Annotated in this window: 21 protein-coding genes; 13 read left to right on the forward strand and 8 right to left on the reverse strand. The window is 39.5% G+C overall.

The window, feature by feature from the left end; all coding sequences use genetic code 11:
* The first annotated feature begins 468 nt into the window (after positions 1 to 468).
* From htpX to PSE60_RS05780, 3 genes are all read left to right on the forward strand, one after another.
* Complete coding sequence (gene htpX, locus PSE60_RS05770; protein ID WP_004911228.1) at positions 469 to 1,350, forward strand: protease HtpX; 882 nt, start codon at positions 469 to 471, stop codon at positions 1,348 to 1,350.
* Positions 1,351 to 1,694: 344 nt separating this feature from the next.
* Entirely contained in the window at positions 1,695 to 3,077 is a 1,383-nt protein-coding gene (locus PSE60_RS05775) for an alanine/glycine:cation symporter family protein (RefSeq protein ID WP_272664803.1), read from the forward strand.
* Between the two features lie 198 nt (positions 3,078 to 3,275).
* Complete coding sequence (locus PSE60_RS05780) at positions 3,276 to 3,554, forward strand: hypothetical protein (RefSeq protein ID WP_272664804.1); 279 nt, start codon at positions 3,276 to 3,278, stop codon at positions 3,552 to 3,554.
* 178 nt (positions 3,555 to 3,732) lie between these two features.
* Here PSE60_RS05780 and PSE60_RS05785 read toward each other — a convergent pair whose 3' ends face one another.
* On the reverse strand, positions 3,733 to 3,954 hold the full coding sequence (locus tag PSE60_RS05785) for a DUF2594 family protein (RefSeq protein WP_102138673.1): 222 nt from the start codon (positions 3,952 to 3,954) through the stop codon (positions 3,733 to 3,735).
* Positions 3,955 to 4,346: 392 nt separating this feature from the next.
* Between PSE60_RS05785 and PSE60_RS05790 the strand changes: the two genes are divergently transcribed.
* The 4 genes from PSE60_RS05790 to PSE60_RS05805 all read left to right on the forward strand — a co-directional run bounded on the left by PSE60_RS05790 (position 4,347) and on the right by PSE60_RS05805 (position 8,937).
* Positions 4,347 to 5,546 (forward strand): sugar transporter, encoded by a 1,200-nt coding sequence (locus PSE60_RS05790; RefSeq protein ID WP_210838331.1) that lies wholly within the window; start codon positions 4,347 to 4,349, stop codon positions 5,544 to 5,546.
* Between the two features lie 140 nt (positions 5,547 to 5,686).
* Positions 5,687 to 6,019 carry an SMR family transporter gene (locus PSE60_RS05795; protein WP_272664805.1) on the forward strand — a complete coding sequence of 111 codons (333 nt, stop codon included), beginning with the start codon at positions 5,687 to 5,689 and terminating at the stop codon, positions 6,017 to 6,019.
* Positions 6,020 to 6,066: 47 nt separating this feature from the next.
* Positions 6,067 to 6,366, forward strand: a complete 300-nt coding sequence (locus tag PSE60_RS05800) for a DUF333 domain-containing protein (RefSeq protein ID WP_004911219.1) — start codon at positions 6,067 to 6,069, stop codon at positions 6,364 to 6,366.
* A gap of 288 nt (positions 6,367 to 6,654) precedes the next feature.
* Positions 6,655 to 8,937 carry an FdhF/YdeP family oxidoreductase gene (locus PSE60_RS05805; RefSeq protein ID WP_272664806.1) on the forward strand — a complete coding sequence of 761 codons (2,283 nt, stop codon included), beginning with the start codon at positions 6,655 to 6,657 and terminating at the stop codon, positions 8,935 to 8,937.
* A gap of 57 nt (positions 8,938 to 8,994) precedes the next feature.
* Here PSE60_RS05805 and dsbB read toward each other — a convergent pair whose 3' ends face one another.
* Together dsbB and nhaB are read right to left on the reverse strand one after the other, a co-directional pair.
* The gene (gene dsbB / locus PSE60_RS05810) at positions 8,995 to 9,510 is read right to left on the reverse strand and encodes a disulfide bond formation protein DsbB (protein ID WP_210838327.1); all 516 of its coding nucleotides are present in this window, start codon (positions 9,508 to 9,510) and stop codon (positions 8,995 to 8,997) included.
* Positions 9,511 to 9,660: 150 nt separating this feature from the next.
* Entirely contained in the window at positions 9,661 to 11,211 is a 1,551-nt protein-coding gene (gene nhaB, locus PSE60_RS05815; RefSeq protein WP_272664807.1) for a sodium/proton antiporter NhaB, read from the reverse strand.
* 221 nt (positions 11,212 to 11,432) lie between these two features.
* Here nhaB and fadR point away from each other — a divergent pair, with 221 nt between their 5' ends.
* The 4 genes from fadR (at position 11,433) to PSE60_RS05835 (ending at position 15,939) form a co-directional block, all read left to right on the forward strand.
* Complete coding sequence (gene fadR / locus PSE60_RS05820; RefSeq protein WP_125893216.1) at positions 11,433 to 12,149, forward strand: fatty acid metabolism transcriptional regulator FadR; 717 nt, start codon at positions 11,433 to 11,435, stop codon at positions 12,147 to 12,149.
* Positions 12,150 to 12,610: 461 nt separating this feature from the next.
* Positions 12,611 to 13,912, forward strand: a complete 1,302-nt coding sequence (locus PSE60_RS05825) for a D-amino acid dehydrogenase (RefSeq protein ID WP_272664808.1) — start codon at positions 12,611 to 12,613, stop codon at positions 13,910 to 13,912.
* Positions 13,913 to 13,973: 61 nt separating this feature from the next.
* A complete protein-coding gene (gene alr, locus PSE60_RS05830; RefSeq protein WP_272664809.1) occupies positions 13,974 to 15,053 on the forward strand; it encodes an alanine racemase in 1,080 nt (359 codons plus the stop codon).
* A gap of 133 nt (positions 15,054 to 15,186) precedes the next feature.
* The gene (locus PSE60_RS05835) at positions 15,187 to 15,939 is read left to right on the forward strand and encodes a MipA/OmpV family protein (protein WP_004911202.1); all 753 of its coding nucleotides are present in this window, start codon (positions 15,187 to 15,189) and stop codon (positions 15,937 to 15,939) included.
* 102 nt (positions 15,940 to 16,041) lie between these two features.
* Here PSE60_RS05835 and PSE60_RS05840 read toward each other — a convergent pair whose 3' ends face one another.
* Positions 16,042 to 16,923 (reverse strand): D-hexose-6-phosphate mutarotase, encoded by an 882-nt coding sequence (locus tag PSE60_RS05840; protein ID WP_272664810.1) that lies wholly within the window; start codon positions 16,921 to 16,923, stop codon positions 16,042 to 16,044.
* 284 nt (positions 16,924 to 17,207) lie between these two features.
* The gene (gene gapA / locus PSE60_RS05845) at positions 17,208 to 18,203 is read right to left on the reverse strand and encodes a glyceraldehyde-3-phosphate dehydrogenase (protein ID WP_004911198.1); all 996 of its coding nucleotides are present in this window, start codon (positions 18,201 to 18,203) and stop codon (positions 17,208 to 17,210) included.
* A gap of 355 nt (positions 18,204 to 18,558) precedes the next feature.
* Between gapA and msrB the strand changes: the two genes are divergently transcribed.
* Both msrB and PSE60_RS05855 read left to right on the forward strand, forming a co-directional pair.
* Positions 18,559 to 18,972, forward strand: a complete 414-nt coding sequence (msrB, locus tag PSE60_RS05850; RefSeq protein ID WP_115167186.1) for a peptide-methionine (R)-S-oxide reductase MsrB — start codon at positions 18,559 to 18,561, stop codon at positions 18,970 to 18,972.
* Positions 18,973 to 19,079: 107 nt separating this feature from the next.
* Positions 19,080 to 19,385 carry a YeaC family protein gene (locus PSE60_RS05855; RefSeq protein WP_004911191.1) on the forward strand — a complete coding sequence of 102 codons (306 nt, stop codon included), beginning with the start codon at positions 19,080 to 19,082 and terminating at the stop codon, positions 19,383 to 19,385.
* Positions 19,386 to 19,495: 110 nt separating this feature from the next.
* On the opposite strand, the gene pncA is transcribed toward PSE60_RS05855, so the two are convergent.
* The 3 genes from pncA to sppA form a co-directional block, all read right to left on the reverse strand.
* Positions 19,496 to 20,122 (reverse strand): bifunctional nicotinamidase/pyrazinamidase, encoded by a 627-nt coding sequence (pncA, locus tag PSE60_RS05860; protein ID WP_272664811.1) that lies wholly within the window; start codon positions 20,120 to 20,122, stop codon positions 19,496 to 19,498.
* A gap of 22 nt (positions 20,123 to 20,144) precedes the next feature.
* Positions 20,145 to 21,164, reverse strand: a complete 1,020-nt coding sequence (gene ansA / locus PSE60_RS05865; protein ID WP_272664812.1) for an asparaginase — start codon at positions 21,162 to 21,164, stop codon at positions 20,145 to 20,147.
* Between the two features lie 167 nt (positions 21,165 to 21,331).
* Positions 21,332 to 23,188, reverse strand: a complete 1,857-nt coding sequence (gene sppA / locus PSE60_RS05870) for a signal peptide peptidase SppA (RefSeq protein WP_272664813.1) — start codon at positions 23,186 to 23,188, stop codon at positions 21,332 to 21,334.
* Between the last annotated feature and the right edge of the window lie 5 nt (positions 23,189 to 23,193).

Consider the following 23,193-nt stretch of genomic DNA (forward strand, 5'->3'; position numbering starts at 1 on the left):
AAAACAGCAAAAGATAAAGTAACAAAAACGACTAAAGAAAAAACTAATTAGCTTTAGAACAAAACAACAGATCGAAATAGAATAAATAGTGCCACTTAATGTGGCATTATTTTTTAATAGAATGAAAGTAAAAATGAATATTCATTCATTTGGTGAACAAAATGAGTGATAAGATAGATAAATACACTAAATTGCTTTTGGTGATTGAGCAAACAGCTTTATCGTTTCAATTAAAATTAACTTTAAATTTAAGTGGTTATTAAATGAACCTTTAAAAACAAATGGTTAAATTTTTATAGTAAGAGGTTATAATTTATTTAGATTATGATAATGAGTTTTGAGCATAGCTATGTAAAGTTATGTTATTTTTTAGGGTTTTCGCGTTAATGCACTTGAAAAAGTGTGAAAAAACCTTATTTATAAAGTAAATTCTACGTATATTTGTTTTTACCAAGGAATACATAAAAAATGATGAGAATTGCTTTATTCTTACTCACGAACTTAGCGGTTATGTTTGTGTTTGGGATAATCCTAAGCTTAACTGGGATCCGCGGTAGTAGTGTTCAAGGCCTGATGATCATGGCTGGTCTATTTGGTTTTGGTGGTGCTTTCATATCACTATTAATGTCTAAATGGATGGCGCTGAAATCAGTAGGTGGTGAAGTTATCGAAACTCCACGTAACCAAACGGAACAATGGTTAGTCTCAACTGTTGAGCGCCAAGCACAACAAGTTGGCATTCAAATGCCACAAGTGGCTATCTATCATGCGCCTGATATCAACGCGTTTGCAACAGGTGCCCGTCGTGATGCTTCACTTGTCGCGGTGAGTACTGGGTTATTAGAAAATATGAGCCGTGATGAAGCGGAAGCGGTTATTGCTCATGAAATTAGCCATATTGCCAATGGTGACATGGTGACGATGACTTTATTACAAGGTGTCGTGAATACGTTCGTTATCTTTATTTCGCGTATAATTGCACAGGTTGCGGCAGGTTTTATGTCCAACAGTGATAACGAAAGTGAGAGTAGCAATGGTAACCCAATGGTTTATTTCGCGGTTTCTATGGTACTTGAAATTGTCTTCGGTATTTTGGCGAGCATTATCACTATGTGGTTCTCTCGTTATCGTGAGTTCCATGCGGATGCGGGTTCGGCAAAATTAGTCGGTCGTGAAAAGATGATAGCTGCTTTGCAACGGTTAAAAACGAGCTATGAGCCACAAGAAGAAGGCCGTTTAATGGCGTTTTGTATTAATGGTCGTGGTAAAGCATTTAGTGAGTTATTTTTATCACACCCGCCATTAGACAAACGGATTGAAGCATTGCGCTCAGGTGAATACTTAAAGTAGCCGAGATAATGAGTCTAAGTTAGCTTTATATAGACAACTATTTTAGTATCTGCCCAGTAATAGTTTAATTACTGGGCATTTTTATTGACACAATATGCAAATATATTCCCTCAAAATACCTATTCATATCTAACAAACTCAATCTTAATTTCGATTCACAATTAACTGTATTAATAACTGCAAACGATAAACCACAAGTGAGCTTACTCACAATCTTCTACTTTAAATGATGAATTATTGAAATTTAATTCGCTTTTATGTCACTTTTAATCTTTATTGGATTGATAAGAAATTGTTATGAATTTGATTGTTTTGTTAATTAATACGAGTTAATTGGGGGTAGGATGGATTTGATAACTACGTGGTTAAGTGAACTAAATGGAATAGTGTGGGGAGTACCAATGCTTGTTGGGATCTTAGGCGTTGGTATTTATATGCAAATCCGGCTTGCATTCTTACCGATAAGAAAAATTGGAACAGGTTTTAAGTTATTATTTCAAAAGAACGAATCACGCGGTGAGGGACAAATATCACCTTTTAATGCATTAATGACAGCGTTATCGGCAACTATCGGTACGGGGAATATTGCCGGGGTAGCGACGGCAGTTGTCATGGGCGGGCCAGGTGCATTATTCTGGATGTGGATGACGGCATTAGTAGGAATGGCAACAAAATATTCGGAGGCTGTTTTAGCCGTTCGCTTTCGTGAAGTGGATAAATATGGCCAGTATATTGGCGGTCCAATGTACTACATTAAAAATGGATTAGGCCCTAAATGGATTTGGTTGGGAACATTATTTGCCTTTTTTGGTGCATGTGCCAGTTTTGGCATCGGAAATACAGTACAAGCGAACTCAGTGGCAGATGTACTAGAAAGTAACTTTGGTGTGCATAAATGGTTGACTGCAGGGGTTTTAGTTTTATTAGTTGGTGCGGTATTGATTGGTGGGCTGCGACGTATCTCTGATGTTGCAGGAAAACTTGTCCCATTTATGACCGTTGCCTATTTTGGCGCGGGTGTCATTGTACTTGGCATCTATTTTACTGAGATCCCTGCAGCACTTTCACTGGTTGTTACTTCGGCATTTAACCCAGTTGCTGCCCAAGGTGGGTTTGCGGGGGCGGCAGTATGGGCCGCAATCCGCTTTGGGGTTGCTCGAGGCGTATTTTCCAATGAAGCTGGTTTGGGGAGTGCACCTATCGCCCATGCCGCTGCAAAAACACAAAACCCTATTCGCCAAGGACTTATTGCGATGTTAGGGACATTTATTGACACTATCATTGTGTGTTCTGTCACGGGGTTAACTATTATTATAACCGGTGGGTGGTTGACTAGTGAAACAGGAGCGACATTAACCGCATCATCATTCCAAACAGCAATACCAGGTGGAAATTATATTGTTGCTATCGCATTAGCCATATTTGCATTTACCACTATTCTAGGTTGGAGTTTTTATGGCGAAAAATGTGTGCAATATTTATTTGGGTTGCGTGCGATAAAGCCATATAGAGTGTTATGGTTGATTGCTTTACCTATCGGTGCAACGCAATCCCTTGATTTTGTTTGGTTATTGGCGGATACATTAAATGCCATGATGGCGATCCCTAATTTGATAGCCTTGTTGCTGTTAAGCCCCGTTGTTTATCGGTTAACACGTGACCATATAAAAGATGTGAATGCAGACAGCATTGATATGGCAAAACAGTTGTACGACAACAAATCATAAACCAGCGATAATAAGCTTCATTTTAATCGTGAAGCTTATTATTTCATCAGTACTTCCTGTCATTCATCAATATTCTCTATGGATATTATATAAATCGTATGTTTTTATAGGTAAAATCACGGAATTGCGTTAAATGCGCTATGCTTAGAAGGGATAGTGCAGTCCGTGCATATTTTATAAATTAAACAAGGGGATAGAATGGATATTCTGGAGAAAACGTTATTATTTGGTAATGATTTTTTGACAACAACAAATCCCGCTAGGCTAGTTCCGTTTAAATTTGAGATCTATCGTTCTGAGCAAGGTTTTTACCACCGAGTATATAAGCAAGTTGGTATGTCTGGAGCTAACTTTGGGCAAACGTTTCAAGTGTGGGCTTTTGAAGAGCAGAAAAGTTGGGATAAGCAAACCTACGATACAACAGTTGATGAATACATTCAGCATTGCCAAGATATTTATAAACGCAATAATACATAAGCTTTAGAAAAAAAAAAGCCCCCTTCATAGGGTTCTGAAGGGGGAGCTAAATGAATAAAGAATGGTTTAATTCGTGAATAAAGATAGATGATTTTCACGATTAAAACTTAGTTATTTGTGCAGTTTAAACCACTTAATAGTAGGTATATCCTTAAAATAGCATTTATCGCTAAATAATCTATTGGCGATACCCTGTTTTTATCTGTTCTAACGTATTTTTGTAGGTTTCTGCCTGCTTTTCGTCTTCCATTTGTGCAATTTCACGCTGCATCTTAATTAAGATTTTACCTGCATCCGCTTGGCCGATAGCTTTTAGCATATGTGTCAGTAAATTTTTAAGACAAGTCACTTCATCCGCTAAGGTATTAACGTTAGGTTCAGTTGGAAAATGGTTTTTCATTAAAGCGGTCCTTTGAGCATAAAAAATAATAGTGAGATTGTAGCATAGAAAGTAGTGCGATGTGTTTTCATATAACTGAATGTAATAAATATTCAGATAAATGGCTTAAATTTGAACGAATAATTAAATGGAAGAGTTGGGGAAATAAAAATAAGTTGGCAAGATATTTTTCTTGCCAATTTCTTGCCAATTTCTTGCCAATAGGTAAAGAGGACTCTTTATGAGTAATGAAAAATCGTGATACAATTCACAAAAAAGTGTTGTTAGCAATATAGATTGCGCAGTAACGACTCAATCCTGTACTAAATACCAATATCCTTTCGCAGCATTTTTTACACACGGTTAAGCCGTGGGCATCTATTATTTGTGGGAAAGTGAAGGCTAAGAGAAATATGACGCAAGTTTCTAGAAAAACAGCTTGGATCCGTGTAATAGCATTAGCAGTTGCTGCATTTGTTTTTAACACAACAGAGTTTGTGCCTGTTGCATTACTCAGTGATATTGCAAAAAGCTTTGACATGACGGTCGCACATACTGGATTAATGATAACAATCTACGCGTGGGTTGTGGCTTTGATGTCGTTACCTTTGATGCTATTAACCAGTAAAATAGAGCGTCGCAAATTATTAGCTTTCTTATTTGTTATCTTTATCGTTAGTCACATCATTTCAGGGTTTGCATGGAGTTTTGATATTTTAATAGCAGGGCGTATTGGTGTCGCTTTATCTCACGCTGTCTTTTGGTCAATTACGGCATCTTTAGCGATTCGGGTCGCTCCTGCAGGTAAAAAAGCTCAAGCGCTTGGGTTATTAGCGACAGGAACGGCATTGGCAACAGTATTAGGTCTTCCCCTTGGCCGTGTAGTTGGGCAATTCTTAGGTTGGCGAGCGACATTTTTAGGTATTGGTGTTATAGCATTGTTCACTATGGTTGTGTTGATTCGCTTTTTACCACGCTTACCAAGTGAGCATTCAGGCTCACTAAAAAGTGTGCCGATGCTATTCCAACGGCCTGCTCTCGTTGGAATGTTTGCGTTAACTGTTTTGGCAGTTACTGCACATTTTACGGCTTACAGTTATATTGAGCCTTTTGTTCGCGAAGTTGCCTTACAAAGCCAAAACTTTGCCACTTTACTACTACTTATTTTTGGTGGTGCGGGTATTGTTGGAAGTGTAATATTTAGCCGTTATAGCAGTAAATTTTCATTATCATTCTTACCCGCAGCAATCGCATTTATGACGATTTGCTTATTATTATTGATGCCATTAGGTCGAGATGTTTGGTCTTTGATTATGTTATCAGTGTTCTGGGGAATGGCGATGATGTGTATTGGTTTAGGAATGCAAGTTAAGGTCATTGATTTATCTCCAGATGCCACCGACTTGGCTATGTCAATTTTCTCTGGAATTTTTAACATTGGCATTGGTGCTGGCGCACTGTTAGGTAATCAAGTTATTGTTCATATGGGAATGACCCAGATTGGTTATATTGGTGGTGCAATTGGTGTCATAGCCTTCATCTTGTGTGTCTATTTATTCAAGCGTTATAGTGAGTCTCTTAACGATAGAGTAGACGTTGCCGCAAATCACTAACTCGCATTCTCATCATAAAATAGAGGTGAAAGCTCCGTGTTATTTTAATGATAAACAGAGCTTTTTTTATCGTTACCTGAGTAAATAATCAAAAAAATGATAAATTTTATCATTACTAATTCTAATAATAAGGAAATATAATGAAGGGGCTGGTTTTTTTATTAATGTCGATTATTGCCGAAGTCATTGCAACGACAACACTGAAGGCGTCTGATGGTTTTAGTCGTTTTTGGCCATCGTTGATTGTTATTATCGGTTATGCAGTCTCCTTTTGGGGGCTTTCGCAGGTGGTAAAAGTCATGCCATTGGGTATTGCTTATGCAATTTGGTCAGGTTTAGGGATTGTATTGGTTTCCGTCGCTGCAATTTTTATTTACAACCAAAAACTCGATTTACCTGCAATTATTGGTATGCTATTAATTATTATTGGTGTCTTAGTCATCAATCTATATTCAAAAAGCGGCGGGCATTAAGCGGTTATTGCAGAATGTTCAGGCAGCATCTTTGGAGAAGCAGGAAAATGAGGCATAGGGTTAATCAATTTTTTAAACCAGTACTAACAATGTTACTCACTGGGGCTATATCTGTCATGCTATCTGCGTGTGGTAGCTCAAATATAGATAACTCTGTGGAACATTCTGCGAGTCAATATGCCCAACAAGTGGTCAATTTAGGCCCTGGGGCACAAGAGGCCTGTGTTTCAGCGGGTGGGTTACCAGCGCTCACATTAGAATTAAATGGGTCACAAACAGCTGTATGCCAATTTGCGAATGGTAAACGTTGTGCTGTTGATATTATACAATCGGGTGCTTGTATATAACTCTTCTTTTTATGAAGTTAATTAACCTTTTATTAATCATTAATATGAGGTTAATTAACTATATGTATTCATTTAAATTAGTTTTGTTTTAATATTTATCTTTTCATTTATTGAGTTGTATTTTCATTTCTTATTCTTAAGTCGTCTAATTACGAGCATCTATTTAAGTGCTTATTTTAATTATTGATATTTAACGATGATATTACTAATATTAAATAACAAAGAATATTTTAGATAATTATAAAAGCACATATAAAGACATTTACATTTATTAAAGAGTAATGCCAAATGAAAAAGAAAATTGAAGAGTATGATGGCCCCGCTGCCGGTTGGGGTGCTGTAAAAGCAGTTGCAGAAGCATTGCGCGGCCAAATGAAAGTAGGTCATGATATCATTGCGATGTTTGAAATGAATAAGGTGGACGGCTTTGATTGCCCAGGTTGTGCATGGCCAGACCCAGTACATACAGCGTCATTTGATATTTGTGAGAATGGTGCAAAAGCAATTGCTTGGGAAGCAACATCTAAAAAAACAACGCCGGAGTTTTTTTCTAAATATACCGTAACAGAATTACTTGAGTGGGATGACTTTCATTTAGAGGATGAAGGGCGTTTAACTCACCCCATGAAATATAATTCACAAACAGATAAATATGAACCTATCGAATGGGAAGATGCATTTCAACAAATAGGTACGTGTTTACAAAGTTATTCAGACCCAAATACCGTTGAATTTTATACTTCCGGGCGGACTTCAAATGAAGCCGCATTCTTATATCAACTACTTGCTCGTGAATATGGCACAAACAATTTCCCTGATTGTTCAAATATGTGTCATGAGCCAACGAGTGTTGGTCTTGCTGACTCTATTGGTGTCGGTAAGGCGACAGTATTGCTAGACGATTTTGATAAAGCGGATTTAGTTATTTGTATCGGCCATAATCCAGGGACTAACCACCCGAGGATGTTGAGCTCATTGCGTGAGGTTTCTAAACGCGGAGCTAAAATCATTGCCATAAATCCTTTAAGAGAGCGGGGTCTTGAACGTTTTGCCTACCCGCAAGACGTGGTAGAAATGCTCACGTTGGAGTCTACCCCTTTAGCTGGACACTATTATAAAGTTCGTGTTGGCGGAGACACTGCGTTACTTAAAGGTGTGATGAAGTTATTGATTGAAAAACACCAAGCTGCTGTAGATGCAGGAAAAGAACCTATTCTTGATACTGAGTTTATATCAACACATACGCAGGGTTATGAAGCTTTAAAAAATGACTTACTGACAACGAGCTGGAAAGATATTTTAAGGGTTTCTGGCTTACCGCGTGAGTCCATCGAAGAGATTGCGGATCTTTATATTGAGGCAAAAAGTACTATTATTTGTTATGGCATGGGGATCACTCAGCACGAGCATGGTACGCAAAACGTTCAGCAACTCGTTAATTTATTACTATTGAAAGGTAATATTGGTCGAGAAGGTGCGGGTATTTGCCCATTACGTGGTCATTCGAATGTTCAGGGTGATAGAACCGTTGGTATTACAGAAAAACCGTCAAAAAGCTTTTTAGACAAAATTGAACAACGATTTGGTTTTAAACCACCAAGCGAATTTGGTCATGCAGCCGTAGCGAGCATGCAAGCTATTTCTGAAGGAAAAGCGAAGGCTTTAATTTGCATGGGCGGAAACTTAGCTGTTGCCATGCCAGATAAAGACGCTTGTTTTGCAGGTATGAAAAAGCTTGATTTAGCGGTGCATACTGCAACTAAACTAAATCGCTCCCATTTATTAACCGCTAAGCAGACATTTTTATTACCTGTATTAGGACGCAGTGAAATAGACAGGCAAAGCAGTGGTGTACAATGTGTGACCGTAGAAGACTCAATGTCGATGGTTCACGCTTCAAAAGGTTTACTTAAACCGTGCAGCCCTTATCTTAAATCTGAGTGTGCGATTATTGCAGGGATAGCTAAAGCGACAATACCGCAGAGTAAAGTTGAATGGGATGATTTTATCGGCAATTACGATTTAATTCGTGACGCGATGGAAGCAGTATTACCCGGTTTTGATGATTATAATGCACGCATTAAAATACCCGGAGGATTCCATCTGACTAATGCAGCTTCTGAGCGCCGTTGGTTGACGCAATCAGGCAAAGCTAACTTTGTACCGACAGAAGGTGTTATTGAAGACCCGAACTCAGCAGTTAACAGTGAGTTAATTTTGGCAACATTACGTAGCCATGATCAATATAATACAACAATTTATGGATTAAATGATCGATATCGCGGTGTGTTTGGGCAACGCGATGTTGTTTTCATCAGTGGTGCAGAAGCCCAAAAGCAGAAGTTACAAGCGGGAGATAGAGTGAATCTCATCGCATTAGATCGCGAGCAGAAACCAACAAAACGCCGTTTAGATAACCTCACTGTGGTGATTTATGATATGGCAGACCGTAGTGTTGCCACTTATTTCCCTGAAGCTAATAATTTAATTTCGTTGGATAATTTCGACCCGCAATGTGGTATTCCTGCGTATAAAAATATCCCTGTGAAATTAGAACGAGTCATTCAATAGGTTAATTTTATTACTTAGGAACCCCAAATGTTGAATTTAACATTTGGGGTTTAAAGGCTATTTTTTGGCTGGGAAGAACTGGCTGATGATAACAATGATTGCAACTAAGAGATAAGCCGCGAAGATACCAATTAACCATTGTGGCATATCAAGCCCTAAGAATGCCCACTGCCTAACGGCACAGTCACCTGTAGCTTCGAATACTGCGGGTACCCACTCTTGTAATGGTAACCAATCAGGGAAATTAACGAAGAAATCACATGATGCAAATGGTGAAGGATAAAGTTGTAGCATGGTATGTTCCCATGCAAGGTCTAAGCCGCGCCAAGCAGAGTAAATCCAAATAAGAATAGCAACCCAGCGTATGACCATGTTCCGTGGTGCTATCGCCCCAATTAAGCCAGCAACCATAATGCCAAGTAATGCCACGCGTTCATAGATACACATAACACAGGGTTGTAGTTTCATAACATGCTGAAAATATAAAGCCGCGCACTCGAGCATAAAGGCAATAAATGCCATGAGTAGCCAAGCGCCTCTTCCTTGCGAACAGTAGTTAAAAAATCTGAACATACTTAGTATCCTAATTGAGTAATGCGCACATTTTGCCCCTATCGGCCCGATAAAAAAAGTAATTAAAGTGAAATAATGCAATTTTAGAGAGGGTTTTACCTAACATTACAATTAGCCGTATTGGTGTACGGCTAATTATTTAAAGTATAGTTATTGTGCGAACGTAATCAACCCGATGCTTTCCATCCAATGTGTGATGGGAACTAGCCAGAATTCGACCCCTAATAGCCCAACAATGGTCATTACGATGGTATATGGCAGTGCCATCCACACCATACGGCCGTATGATAAACGGATTAGAGGTGATAACGCTGACGTTAATAAAAACAAGAAAGCAGCTTGCCCATTAGGCGTTGCAACAGAAGGTAGGTTAGTCCCTGTGTTAATTGCAACAGCTAATAATTGGTATTGTTCCGTTGATACTAAACCTTCATTTGCCGCTTTTAAGGCTTCAGTAATATAAACCGTCCCTACGAATACGTTATCTGATACGGCAGAAAGTAGGCCATTAAATAGATAGAACAATGATAATTGTGACGATTCAGAGGATTGCAGCACAAACTGAATAAATGGAGTGAATAATTGCTGGTCAATGATAACAGCAACAATGCTAAAGAATACGGTCAGTAATGCGGTAAATGGTAACGCTTCCTCAAAGGCTTTTCCCAGCGCATGCTCTTCTGTGATACCACAAAATGCGGTCGTCAATACGATGACGGATAGGCCAATCAGACCAACTTCCGCTAAATGGAAAGCAAGGGCGACAATTAGCCAAATACCAATTAAGCCCTGAACGACCAACTGTGCGAGATCTTTTTTGGTGCGTTTCGCCGTCAGTTTTTTATCGTGCTCAGTTAGAATCTGACGCACAGAGTCTGGAAGCTCAGCACCGTAGCCAAATAACTTGAATTTCTCAACAACAAAACAGACGACTAAGCCACAAATAAAAACAGGTATAGTGACAGGAGCCATGCGAATATAAAAGGTAATGAAATCCCAATTAACATGTTTAGCAATGATGAGGTTTTGTGGCTCACCTACCATCGTCATGACACCACCTAGCGCGGTACCAATACCAGCATGCATCATTAAGCTACGTAAAAAAGCCCTAAATTGTTCGAGGGTTTGTTTTTGTTCTGCACTTTTAATGAAACCATCATTTTGCAAGTCAGTGTTGCTAGGTTGATTAGAGGCATATTGGTGATAGATAGAATAAAAACCAATTGAAACACTAATGACGACAGCAATAACGGTCAGTGCGTCTAAAAATGCAGATAAAAATGCACTCGCCATACAAAAAGCAAGGGAAAGAATGCGTTTAGAACGCACGTTTATCAACAGTTTGGTGAACACAAACAGCAGCAATTGTTTCATGAAATAGATACCAGCTACCATAAAGATCAGTAACAAGATAACTTCAAGGTTATTGCTAATTTCGTGTGAAATTTGTGCAGGGGTGGTCATGCTGATAATCACGGCTTCTATGGCGAGAAGGCCACCGGGTTGCAATGGGTAACATTTAAGAGCCATTGCTAATGTGAATATAAATTCAACAACTAATAACCAGCCTGCGACGAAGGGACTGATAAAATAGAAGATAATAGGATTAATTATTAAAAATATAATAATTGCTAATTTGTACCAGTCAGGCGAATTTCCCAGAAAATTTTTCAAAAAAGCTGTTTTTAAACTAAAATCCATTATGGTTCGTTATCCTCTTTTATGCGGATGTCGTGTATTGTGCTATACATACTACTCTTATCTTTTACGAATTTTAAGCTTATTTGCTAATTGATAATGTATGAATTATATGGAAATTCTATGATTTGCTTCACTCTTTATTTTTAGTCTAACTATATCAGGCGATGACAATCTGGTATGATTTGCCCAATATCCGTCTAAATGTTTGGAATAATAAAAATATGGTTATTAAAGCTCAAAGTCCGGCTGGTTTCGCGGAAGAGTATATTATTGAGAGCATATGGAACAACCGCTTTCCACCAGGTTCAATTTTACCCGCGGAGCGTGAACTCTCGGAATTAATCGGTGTGACACGAACAACCTTACGTGAAGTGTTACAACGTTTGGCTCGTGACGGCTGGCTAACCATTCAGCATGGTAAACCAACTAAAGTGAATAACTATTGGGAAACGTCCGGCCTTAATATATTGGAGACATTGGCTAGGCTAGATCACGATAGAGTGCCACAGTTAATCGATAATTTATTGGCAGTACGTACCAATATCGCTGCTATTTTTATCCGTACGGCCTTTCGAAATAACCCTGAGAAATCAATAGAGGTGTTAGCTGGACGGGAAAAAGTGGAAGATAATTCAGATGCATTCAGTGATTTGGATTATAACATTTTCCGTGGGCTTGCATTTGCATCCGGCAACCCAATTTATGGCTTGATTATTAACGGTTTAAGGGGGTTGTATACCCGTGTAGGCCGCTATTATTTTTCGAACCCTGAAGCGAGGCGCTTAGCGTTAAACTTCTATCAGCAATTAAGCCATCTTTGTCGTGAGCAAGCCTATGACCGTATTATGGATTGTGTGCGTAATTACGGAAAAGAAAGTGGGATAATCTGGCATAGTATGCAAAGTAATATGCCTTCAGATTTAGCTCAAAGCCGCTAGTTAACAGGCAATTAAATACTCAAGACCAGCATGCTGTGTTATATTGGCACGCTGGTTTTTTATCGTTATTGATTGACTGTTTTTAGTTAAATAGCCATCGAACACTCTAATGAAAAGAAAAACCAGCATTGACTGGTTTGTTGAAATTTAATGCTATTAGATCCCCTCTTTTTAGTTTAATGAAATAAACTAATTCCTATTGCTTACATTAATTGAATCGATAGAAAACTCTGAATTAAAAAATAACTGAATTAATGTTTATTTTATTTCATTGAATTTTATGGAGTAAATTTTTTGTTGATATTTTAATCTGGAATTTAATATCGATATGTAAAGTAAATGTGATTAAATTTAAATTTTTTAACTTTATTGTTAAAAGTGTTAATTCACCACATTGGCAAATGATTTCTAGAATATTATCCTAAAACAAATGGTGCATACTTTTATTTTGTGGGGAAGCTATGAAAATTCTAGTGTTAGGTGCAGGAGTGATTGGTGTAACAACAGCATGGTATTTAGCACAAGAAGGGCACGAAGTGCTGGTGGTGGATAGACAACATGATGTCGCAGAAGAAACAAGTGCCGCAAATGCAGGGCAAGTATCTCCTGGATATGCAACCCCATGGGGAGCTCCCGGGATCCCCCTTAAAGCCGTGAAATGGATGTTTGAAAAACATGCACCTCTGGCGATACGCCCAGATGGAACGTTATTTCAGCTGCGCTGGATGTGGCAGATGTTAAAAAATTGCGATATTCAACATTATGCAATGAATAAAAGTCGTATGGTACGTATCGCAGAATACAGTCGCGATTGTATTCGTCAATTAAGAGCGGATACAGGTATCGAATATGAAGCTCGCCAAGGTGGTACCTTACAGCTTTTTCGTACTACTGAGCAGTTTGATAATGCAGCGAATGACATTGCAGTCTTACAGCAAGAAGGTGTTCCGTACGAACTATTGGCATCAAATGAATTAGTTAAAGCGGAACCTGCGTTAGAATTTGTTAAACACAAGCTCACCGGTGGGCTGCGATTACCCAATGATGAAACAGGGGATTGCCAGCAATTCACCAAAAAACTGGCAAAAATGGCACAAGCTGCTGGAGTTCAATTCAAATTTGGTGGCCATGTAGAACAGATTTTAACAGAAGGAAATAAAGTTAGTGGCGTCAAAATTGATGGTGAAATTTTGCAAGCTGACAGATATGTCGTTGCGATGGGCTCTTATTCTACTTCAATGCTACAAAGCCTAGTTCAAACTCCTGTCTATCCACTCAAAGGCTACTCATTGACTATGCCGATTATCGATGAACAGCGTTCCCCAATGTCCACCATCTTGGATGAAACATATAAAATTGCAGTAACGCGGTTTGATCAGCGCATTCGAGTTGGTGGAATGGCTGAAGTTGTTGGTTTTAATTTGAATATCCTGAAAAAACGCTGCGAAACATTGAAAATGGTGGTACAAGATTTGTATCAAGGCGGTGGTGATATCGCACAAGCACAATTTTGGACGGGCCTGCGTCCAATGACACCAGATGGTACCCCAATAGTTGGGCCGACAGCATACGGTAATTTATATTTAAATACTGGACATGGGACTCTGGGCTGGACAATGGCTTGTGGTGCAGGGAAACTGCTGGCAGATTTAATTTCAGGGAATACACCGGAGATAGCGTCTGATGATTTATCGGTATTTAGGTATCTTGATGGTTTTAATACCAAGCTGACTACTCATGGTGATTTAACGCCAGCACGTTAAGCGTTTGGTATTTTGACATCATTGTAATTTTAGAATTAATTAAATGTATTAAGGAATTAAAATGCCGCGCCCTATAAGTGCTGTCATTCATCTACAGAATTTACAACATAATTTGTCTATCGTACGGCAACATGTTGGAAAATCAAAAATTTGGTCAGTCATGAAAGCAGACGGTTATGGTCACGGCATCAAGCAGATTTGGCCTGCGCTAAAAGAAACGGATGGCTTTGGGGTGTTAGATTTTGATGAGGCCATTTTATTGCGAAAAGAAGGGTGGAATGGGCCAATTCTATTGTTAGAGGGTTTTTTTCAGCCTCAAGATTTACAATTAATTGACCAGTATAATTTAACAACTAGTGTTCATAGTGAGTGGCAATTATTCGCCATTGAAAATGCCCAATTATCATCACCAATTTCAGTCTATATTAAGCTAAACAGTGGGATGAATCGGTTAGGTTTTTCACCGAACGATTATGAAAGTGTCGTACGACGGTTATCTAAAATGCCGAATGTACGTAGTTTAACGCTAATGAGCCACTTTGCTAATTCAGATATCAAAACAGGCGTTATTGAGCCTTTTCAACAAATCCAGCAATTTGAACATTTATCTTTAGAAACCTGTATCGCAAATTCAGGGGCAACACTGTGGCATAAACACACGCAATATGATTGGGTTCGTACGGGTATTTTGCTGTATGGTGCGTCTCCAAGTGGAAAATCTACTGATATCTCTGGGTTGAGCTTGAAGGCAGCGATGACATTACAATCAGAAGTGATTGCTATCCATGAAATTCCAGCAGGTCAATCAATTGGTTATGGTAGCCGTTTTACATCAACTAAACCGATGCGTATTGCGACAGTGGCGTGTGGTTATGCAGATGGTTACCCTCGGCATGCTGCAAATGGAACGCCTGTATGGTGTAAAGGTAAACGTTGTGCGCTATTGGGTGCGGTTTCGATGGATATGCTGACAATTGACATTAGTGATTGTAACGATGTTAAGCTTGGTGAGCGAGTGGAGATGTGGGGGCAAAATTTACCGGTTGATGATGTGGCGCAAGCCGCAGGGACAATAGGTTATGAGCTACTTTGTGCGCTTGCAAAAAGAGTTCCTGTTTCTTATGAAAATAAAGTAGAATAATTATTAATCAATCACGCTAAAAACAGTTAGAATTTAGCTTTAAATGTGATTTTGATTACGAATATTGGGATTATAGCTATATTGATATAACATATAGCGGTGATCTATTTCTCATTATTTTTAGGTTAAATATATGTCTAAAGCAATTAAATTAACGACACTTGCTGTGGCTTTGAGTGTGTTATCTGGGGCTGCGTTTGCTGGAACTTGGTCTGTTGGTGGTTCAGTATTAGCGCAGTCAACACCTTATAAAGGAATTAAGAGCCGTGATTATGTCACGCCAGTGCCTATTGTTAATTATGACAGTGAGAACTTCTATTTTCATACATTAGCAGCCGGTTATTACCTATGGAATGATACGCAAGACCAACTATCATTAGATGCTTTTTATTACCCGCAATTTTTTAAACCTAAAGACAATGATGATAAAGCAATGCGTGAATTAGACCGCCGCCGTGATACGGTGATGACGGGTCTGACTTATCGTCATAACGCTGATTGGGGTACGTTGAGAACGAATATTTCTGGTGATATCCTAGGTATCAGTAATGGTATCCGTGGTGAGTTTGCCTATCTGTATGGTTTTGAGGGTGATAAGTGGTCAATTACCCCAGGTCTTGGTATTAAATGGGATAGCAAGAACCAAAACCGTTATGAATATGGTATTTCTTCAAAAGAATCTCGTAATAGCGGTTTAAAACGTTATAACCCAGGTTCAAGTTGGACACCATACGTTGAAGTGACAGGAAATTATCGCTTTGATGAAAATTGGACGGTATTTGCAATGGGCCGTGTTGACCGCCTACCAAGTGAAGTGAAAGATAGCCCAATGGTGAATAAAGATGTTTCCGCCATTATGTGGACAGGTGTCACTTACACATTCTAAGTTTGTTATCGAAAGTTAAATTATTGAGCCCCTGATATCATTATGTTTATCAGGGGCTCAATTTTATCTATTTAGAAATCTTATACAACTTAGACTGGATAATTAATATTGTGGTTTATTATCGCGGCTGACCATTACTAATGAAAGGCGAGCGGGGTGCTGTGCCTCACTTTTCATTGGGACATTAATCCTTGCCGTTTCTACACAAGCCATTTGTTTGTACCCATTATTTGGCATGTCGTCCATACTGCATGATAACTCTGCCCAAGGGTTCCAACAGACAACATCACTATTATGGTAATGATGAATTTCTATTGTACGAGCCCATCCATCATCACGTAATAGGCTATATTCATCCGGTTCTGAATAAATACGGTCAGTATGTTTATTAAATTTGAGAGGTTCATTGGCATAAACTTCTTTATCTGCGACTTTATCGAAATAGTGACCGCCTAACCCATAGACGGTGGCTTTTTGAATATCACTGATATTGAAATAACTATGCAGTGCAGCAGTCGTTTCGAAATCCCCATAACTTTCTAGTTCAAGTTCACATGTTTCACCGAGTTTCATACGGAGGATCAGAGTGAACTCATGTGGCCATAATTTACGGGTATAGTCGGTATCTGTTAAAGTGAAGGTTAAAATAACACCATCTTCATGCTCATTATGTGCGGTGAATTGCCAAGGTAAAATTCGCGCAAAACCATGGCTAGGACTAGCAACAGGGCCGAACCAAGGCCAACAAATAGGGATGCCACCGCGGATAGCAACACCTTCTTTAAAAGCACTTTCTGAACTTAGCCATAAGCAAGGTTTTTGCCCTGCGGGTTGCCAATCAATAAGTTGAGCACCTTGTAAACTGACGGCCCCACGCACCTTAGGATGCGAGATGACAATGAGTGGAAGCTCGCCGAGTTGGCGTTGAGTGATGTAAGCAGAGACTTGTTTAATGACTGGTAGTGCAAAAAGTTTGTCGTGCATGGTATTAGGCCTGTGTTAATGGAACAGTGTGAATACTCGTCATCTTTCAAACTGCAGCATTGCTGACTGTGTTCATTCACTTGAATTATTTAGAGTATCTATTCGGCATATTTAAAGGCGCGGTGAATAGTATTCATTCTAAAATAAGTCATGTTTATAGCGTATCTAATAGGAGATCAACCATAAGCGATATAGCAGAAAATATGAAGTGTTAATTTGTTATTGGATACGATACAAAAGAGCCGCCAATCGGCGGCTCAGTTAGACAAATTTCGTTACAGCTCTTATTTAGAGATGTGAGCGATCAAGTCTAATACTTTGTTAGAGTAACCAGTTTCGTTGTCATACCAAGAAACTAATTTAACAAAGTTATCGTTCAGTGCGATACCAGCTTTAGCATCAAATACTGAAGTCAGTTTCTCACCGTTGAAGTCAGTTGATACAACGTCATCTTCAGTGTAACCCAGAACGCCTTTCAGCTCGCCTGCTGCTGCTTCTTTGATAGCATCACAGATTTGAGTGTAAGTTGCTGGTTTTTCTAAACGAACAGTTAAGTCAACTACAGAAACGTTAGGAGTAGGTACACGGAAAGACATACCAGTCAGTTTGCCATTCAGTTCTGGAATAACTTTACCTACAGCTTTAGCTGCACCTGTTGATGATGGGATGATGTTTTGAGCAGCACCACGACCACCACGCCAGTCTTTGTGTGAAGGGCCATCAACAGTTTTTTGTGTTGCAGTTGTTGCGTGAACAGTTGTCATCAGGCCTTCAACGATACCGAATTTGTCGTTGATAACTTTAGCCAGTGGAGCTAAGCAGTTAGTTGTGCAAGATGCGTTAGAAACGATTTCTTGACCTGCGTAAGCTTTGTGGTTAACGCCCATAACGAACATAGGAGTATCATCTTTAGAAGGGCCAGTCAGAACAACTTTCTTAGCACCTGCTTGGATGTGTTTACGTGCAGTTTCATCAGTTAAGAATATACCTGTAGCTTCAGCAACGACGTCAACACCGACTTCGTTCCATTTCAGGTTTGCAGGATCTTTTTCTGCTGTTACACGGATTTTTTTGCCGTTTACAACGAGGTGACCATCTTTAACTTCAACAGTACCGTTGAAACGACCATGAGTTGAGTCGTATTTCAGCATGTACGCCATGTATTCTGCATCGAGCAGGTCGTTGATAGCAACGATTTCGATGTCAGAACGCTCTTGTGCAGCACGGAAAACGATACGGCCAATACGACCAAAACCATTAATACCTACTTTGATAGTCATAGTATTTCCACCAGCTATTTATTCGTGAATTAAGTTGTAGTTAAAGTTACCAAAACCTTGCCAGCCGTCAAGCGGAATCGTGTCAATTATTGAAAAAAATCAATTCTGATACCACCAATTGCTTATTTGTCAGCCACTTTAGCGGCAAATACAGCCGCACGTATTATCGGGATTGTGCGGCATAATGAAACCATCTATCAGTGATATATGTGATACGGTTCACAAATCAAAACGGAAAGTAAGATGCTTCTTAGTTTAGAATAGTTTTACAGAAAATGTTGTTAATTTTTTGTTGATTGAAATTGATGTATGATAACCATTGAACATTTTAGTTATTTAAATATTTAGGTGTGACATGTCAAAAAAAGATAACCAACCTATTGATATTTCAGAGTTAAATGAAATGCAACGCTACGTTACACAGCAAGCAGGCACCGAGCCGCCATTCAGTGGTCAATTATTGCATAACCGTAAAGACGGTGTGTACGAATGTTTATGCTGTGGTTCACCTTTATTTATGTCTGAGACCAAATTTGATGCAGGTTGTGGTTGGCCAAGCTTTTATCAACCCGTCAATGAAGAGGCTATCAAATACATTGAGGATTTCTCACATGGAATGCATCGTATTGAGGTTCGCTGTCAACACTGTAATGCGCATTTAGGGCATGTATTTCCCGATGGTCCTCAGCCCACGGGTCAGCGTTACTGTATTAATTCAGCATCATTAAGCTTTATTGATGATGATAGCGGTGAAAAGACCCGTGGATAAAGAGCTGAAGGGTGCTGAAATTTTAATATTAGAATGACAAAAACGATTCAGCTAAAATTAAGAATAATAAAATAACGTGTTAATTGCGTACTTGAAGGAGCCTTACCGTGAGCGTTGAAGTTAATCCAGAGCAACTTGAACAATTATTAGCAGTAATGACACCTGAAATCTATCAGCGCCTAGTAACCGCAGTTGAGCTTGGCAAATGGCCGGATGGGGTGATGTTAACGCCAGAACAAAAAGAGCATAGCTTGCAAATGGTATTATTGTGGCAGTCGCGGCATAACCATGACCCAGAGCATATGACGGTAGGGACTAATGGCGAAATTACGATGAAGAGCAAGCAAGAGCTAAAAACGTTGTTTCAAGGTGAAATGTTGGCAACATTAAAACCGCAAAATAATGATGAGTAACATTGACTTTGTAAAATAGGTTGGTTATTCAATATGGTGCTGCACAGTGACAGCGTCACTAAGACAAGTTTTCTCATCTGACATGAGAAAACTTGTCTACAGAGTATGGGTTAATGCAGGTCAGTTAACGTGATTAACCCCGCACCTTGCTTTTGCATTTCGTCTAAAGCTTCTTGGCTGTCATTGGCTGCAAGATTAACACCTCTACATCCATCTACTAAAACATCTACGCTATAGCCTAATTTTAATGCATCTAATACGGTAAATTTGACACAGTAATCCGTCGCAATTCCCATAATAATTAAATGCGAAATGTGTTGTTCTTGTAACCATGCATGTAGGCGGGTTTGGCTGATTTTATCGTTATCGAAAAAGGCACTATAGCTATCAACCTGCGGGTTTTCCCCTTTGGTGAAAGTTGCACTAATCAGCGATTGGTTTAAATTTGAATGTAATTTAGCGCCGTGCTCACCTTGTACGCAATGAATAGGCCACCAAACTTGTGTAATGCCATTTAACTCACCGACTTCGCCAATTTGAGTATTTGAATTAGCCGCGAAACTAAGATGTGTCGCGGGATGCCAATCTTGGCTTGCAATGATGTCTATCTGTTTTTGTTGGCAAATAGCCATCGCCTTATTAGCAACATCAATAACATGTTCACTTTCATTTACTGCTAATGTGCCACCGGTGCAAAAATCGTTTTGTAAATCGACTAACAGTAATGCTACTTTCATTGTGTCCTCAGTATGTTATCTGTTATTCATCAGCATAGCTCAACTCGCCGCGTAAATTATTCTGCATTAACTCTCGGATTAAAGCTGGGGTATAATTTTGGCTTAGTAAGTAGTGCAATTTACTTAAGGCGGCTTCAAAAGTCATGTCGTATCCACTTATCACACCAGCTTCTGCCAGAGCGTGTCCTGTGGCATAGCCTTCCATATTAACACGGCCAGAAATACATTGTGTCAGGTTCACCACAATAATGCCTCGGTTCGTTGCCTCGCGGAGTATACGTAGTAATTCAGGTTGCTGAGGGGCATTACCGACACCATAAGAGCGCAATATAAGCGCTTTAACAGGTTGTTGGAGAATATTGCGAACAATCTCAACCGAGAGTCCAGGATAAAGTGTAACAACACCGATAGGTTGAGGCGTAATTCGGTGGCTTTTAAATTCACCTATGCCAATAGGTGCAGGGCACGTATTGAATGTGCGAATATTGATACCCGCCTCCATTAAGGGGGAGCAGTTAGGCGAACTGAAAGCATCAAAGCCGTCAGCATGAGCCTTAACGGTGCGGTTACCGCGATATAATTTGTTATTAAAAAATAGCCCAACTTCATTAACTGGATAATTAGCCGCTAAATATAAGGCATTTAATAGATTCGTTTGCCCATCAGAACGTAATGCTTCTAACGGTATTTGTGACCCTGTCACGATTACCGGCTTTTTCAAGTTTTCAAACATGAAAGATAACGCTGAGGCGGTGAAAGCCATGGTATCAGTGCCATGTAATATAACAAAGCCATCATAAAGTGGATAATTTTCCTGAATATCATCAGCGATGAGCTGCCAATCTTCAGGGGTGATATCAGACGAATCAATCAACGGTTGATGCTCACGGATGGTAAACTCAGGCATTTCAGGGCGGTGAAACTCGGGCATTTGAGCTAACTGAGTTTGCAAATGACCAGAAACAGGAACATATCCCTGTGGTGAATGGCGCATGCCAATTGTTCCGCCAGTGTAGACTACATAAATTGATTTCTTCTGCATCTTATTACCTAATTTATCCAACTTATCGAAGGAGAGTGATTATTAGGATTTTGACGTATTTGTTAGCGTATTACTATCGTTAACTTGCGAATAATTAGATTGATATGGGGTTATTGATGGGTTTGTGAGAGAAATCCCCTTCATCAGCGCTGAAGGGGATTGAGCGATTAGTTAATTTCCGCGCAATTTAAGCAAAATGCGTAGCGGTTTTGAGGGTCATTCATTTTTAAGAAGAACTGAGCTTGCTGGCGGATATCCGTTGCGACTGCGGGGGGTAAAAACACCTGTAGTACATCCGGCATCGCGGCTTGAACGCTAGTGGTTAATTCAAGCAACAATTGATCCATAAAGGTCATCTCAGGCTTCATCCAATCTAGCTTAACATCAGTGAGTTTAGCGAGTTCAGCGGCTTTATCTATGGCATTGTCAAAATCACCTAGCTGGTCTACAAGGCCATTTTTAAGCGCGTCTTGCCCGATCCACACACGGCCCTGAGCGATTTTATCTATCTCTGCAGGTGTTTTATGGCGAGCTTTTGCGACTAAGCCTATAAATGTCTCATAACCATTTTCAATCGTAATTTGCATCATATCAGCAAATTGTGGGCTAATCCCTTTAGTCAGAGAAATATCGGCTAATGGTGATGTTGATACTCCATCAGTATACACCCCTATAGAATCTAAAGATTTTTCAAAGGTATTGATCACACCAAATATACCAATTGAACCAGTCAGCGTGTTTGGGCTGGCAATAATATAGTCAGCTGGAGTCGATACCCAATACCCCCCAGATGCTGCCATTCCCCCCATAGAAACCACCACGGGTTTACCGGCAGCATGGGCCGAAGCCAGCTCACTGCGAATCAAATCAGAAGCGCTTACGCTTCCCCCCGGGCTATTAACGCGTAACACAATTGCTTTAATATTATCATCAAGGCGAGCATCTCGAATTTGTGCTGCGATGGTATCGCCTCCTGCAATCCCAGCCGTTTGCGGGCCATCCATGATAGCACCTTGAACAACAATCACGGCGATATTGCCACTTTGATTCGCATTGGTATCTGTTATTTTAGCGGAGTAATCATAGATACTAATATTATTGAATTGCTTATCATCTTTATTCCAGCCAAAGTGTTTACTGAGTAAATCTTCAACTTGTTCGTTTGTATAAAGTTTATCAACCAATTTTTGTTTTAAAGCATATTGTGCGCTATCGCCTTTCACAGAACGTAATTGTTCTAAAATAGCATCAGCCTCAGGGAAAATTTGCGTGCTGGTTGTATTGCGGTTTTTGGCGATCTCTTCTAGGTAATTATTCCACAGAGCATCCAACCATTGTTTATTGGCCAAACGTGCTTCAGGGGACATTTCATCACGCATTAATGGCTCAACCGCTGATTTATAGGTACCAACACGGAAAATATGGCTGCTAACTTTGAGTTTTTCTAGTAGTGACTTGTAATACAAACTATTAGTTGCAAAACCATATACCCCAACAGCGCCTTGCGGTGTGAGGTAGATATCATCAGCGTAACTGGCGAGATAGTATTGTGATTGGCTATAACTGCTACCGATGGCGTAAACCTGTTTCCCTGAACTTTTAAATTCATTGATTGCTTTACCGATATAAGCCAGAGAGGGTTGGTCGGCACCAACTAAATCATCTAGGCGTAATACCATCCCTGTAATACGGTCATCATTTGCGGCGGTACGAATGGTGTCAACGATGTCGAATAATGAATTTTCTTGCATGCGGCTATTTGAAGTACCAAGCAGTTCACGGCTCATACGACCAAAGGGGTCCGGAGCAGAAACTTGGTCTACGATAACGCCTTGCAAATCAACATACAAAGCACCAAAATAATTTTTTTCGGGTTGAGTCTCTGTTTGGTAAAGGGCAATTGACCCAATAACGACAAAGAATAACACTAAGAAAATGGCGTTAAAAACGAATTCCCTAATAAAATTTAGTGCTCGCCAGCTAATTCTAAAGATGGTAGCGATGATGTCCCAAAGTTGACGCATGTTTT

It is taken from the genome of Providencia sp. PROV174 (assembly GCF_028480685.1).
Lineage (GTDB): Bacteria > Pseudomonadota > Gammaproteobacteria > Enterobacterales > Enterobacteriaceae > Providencia > Providencia rettgeri.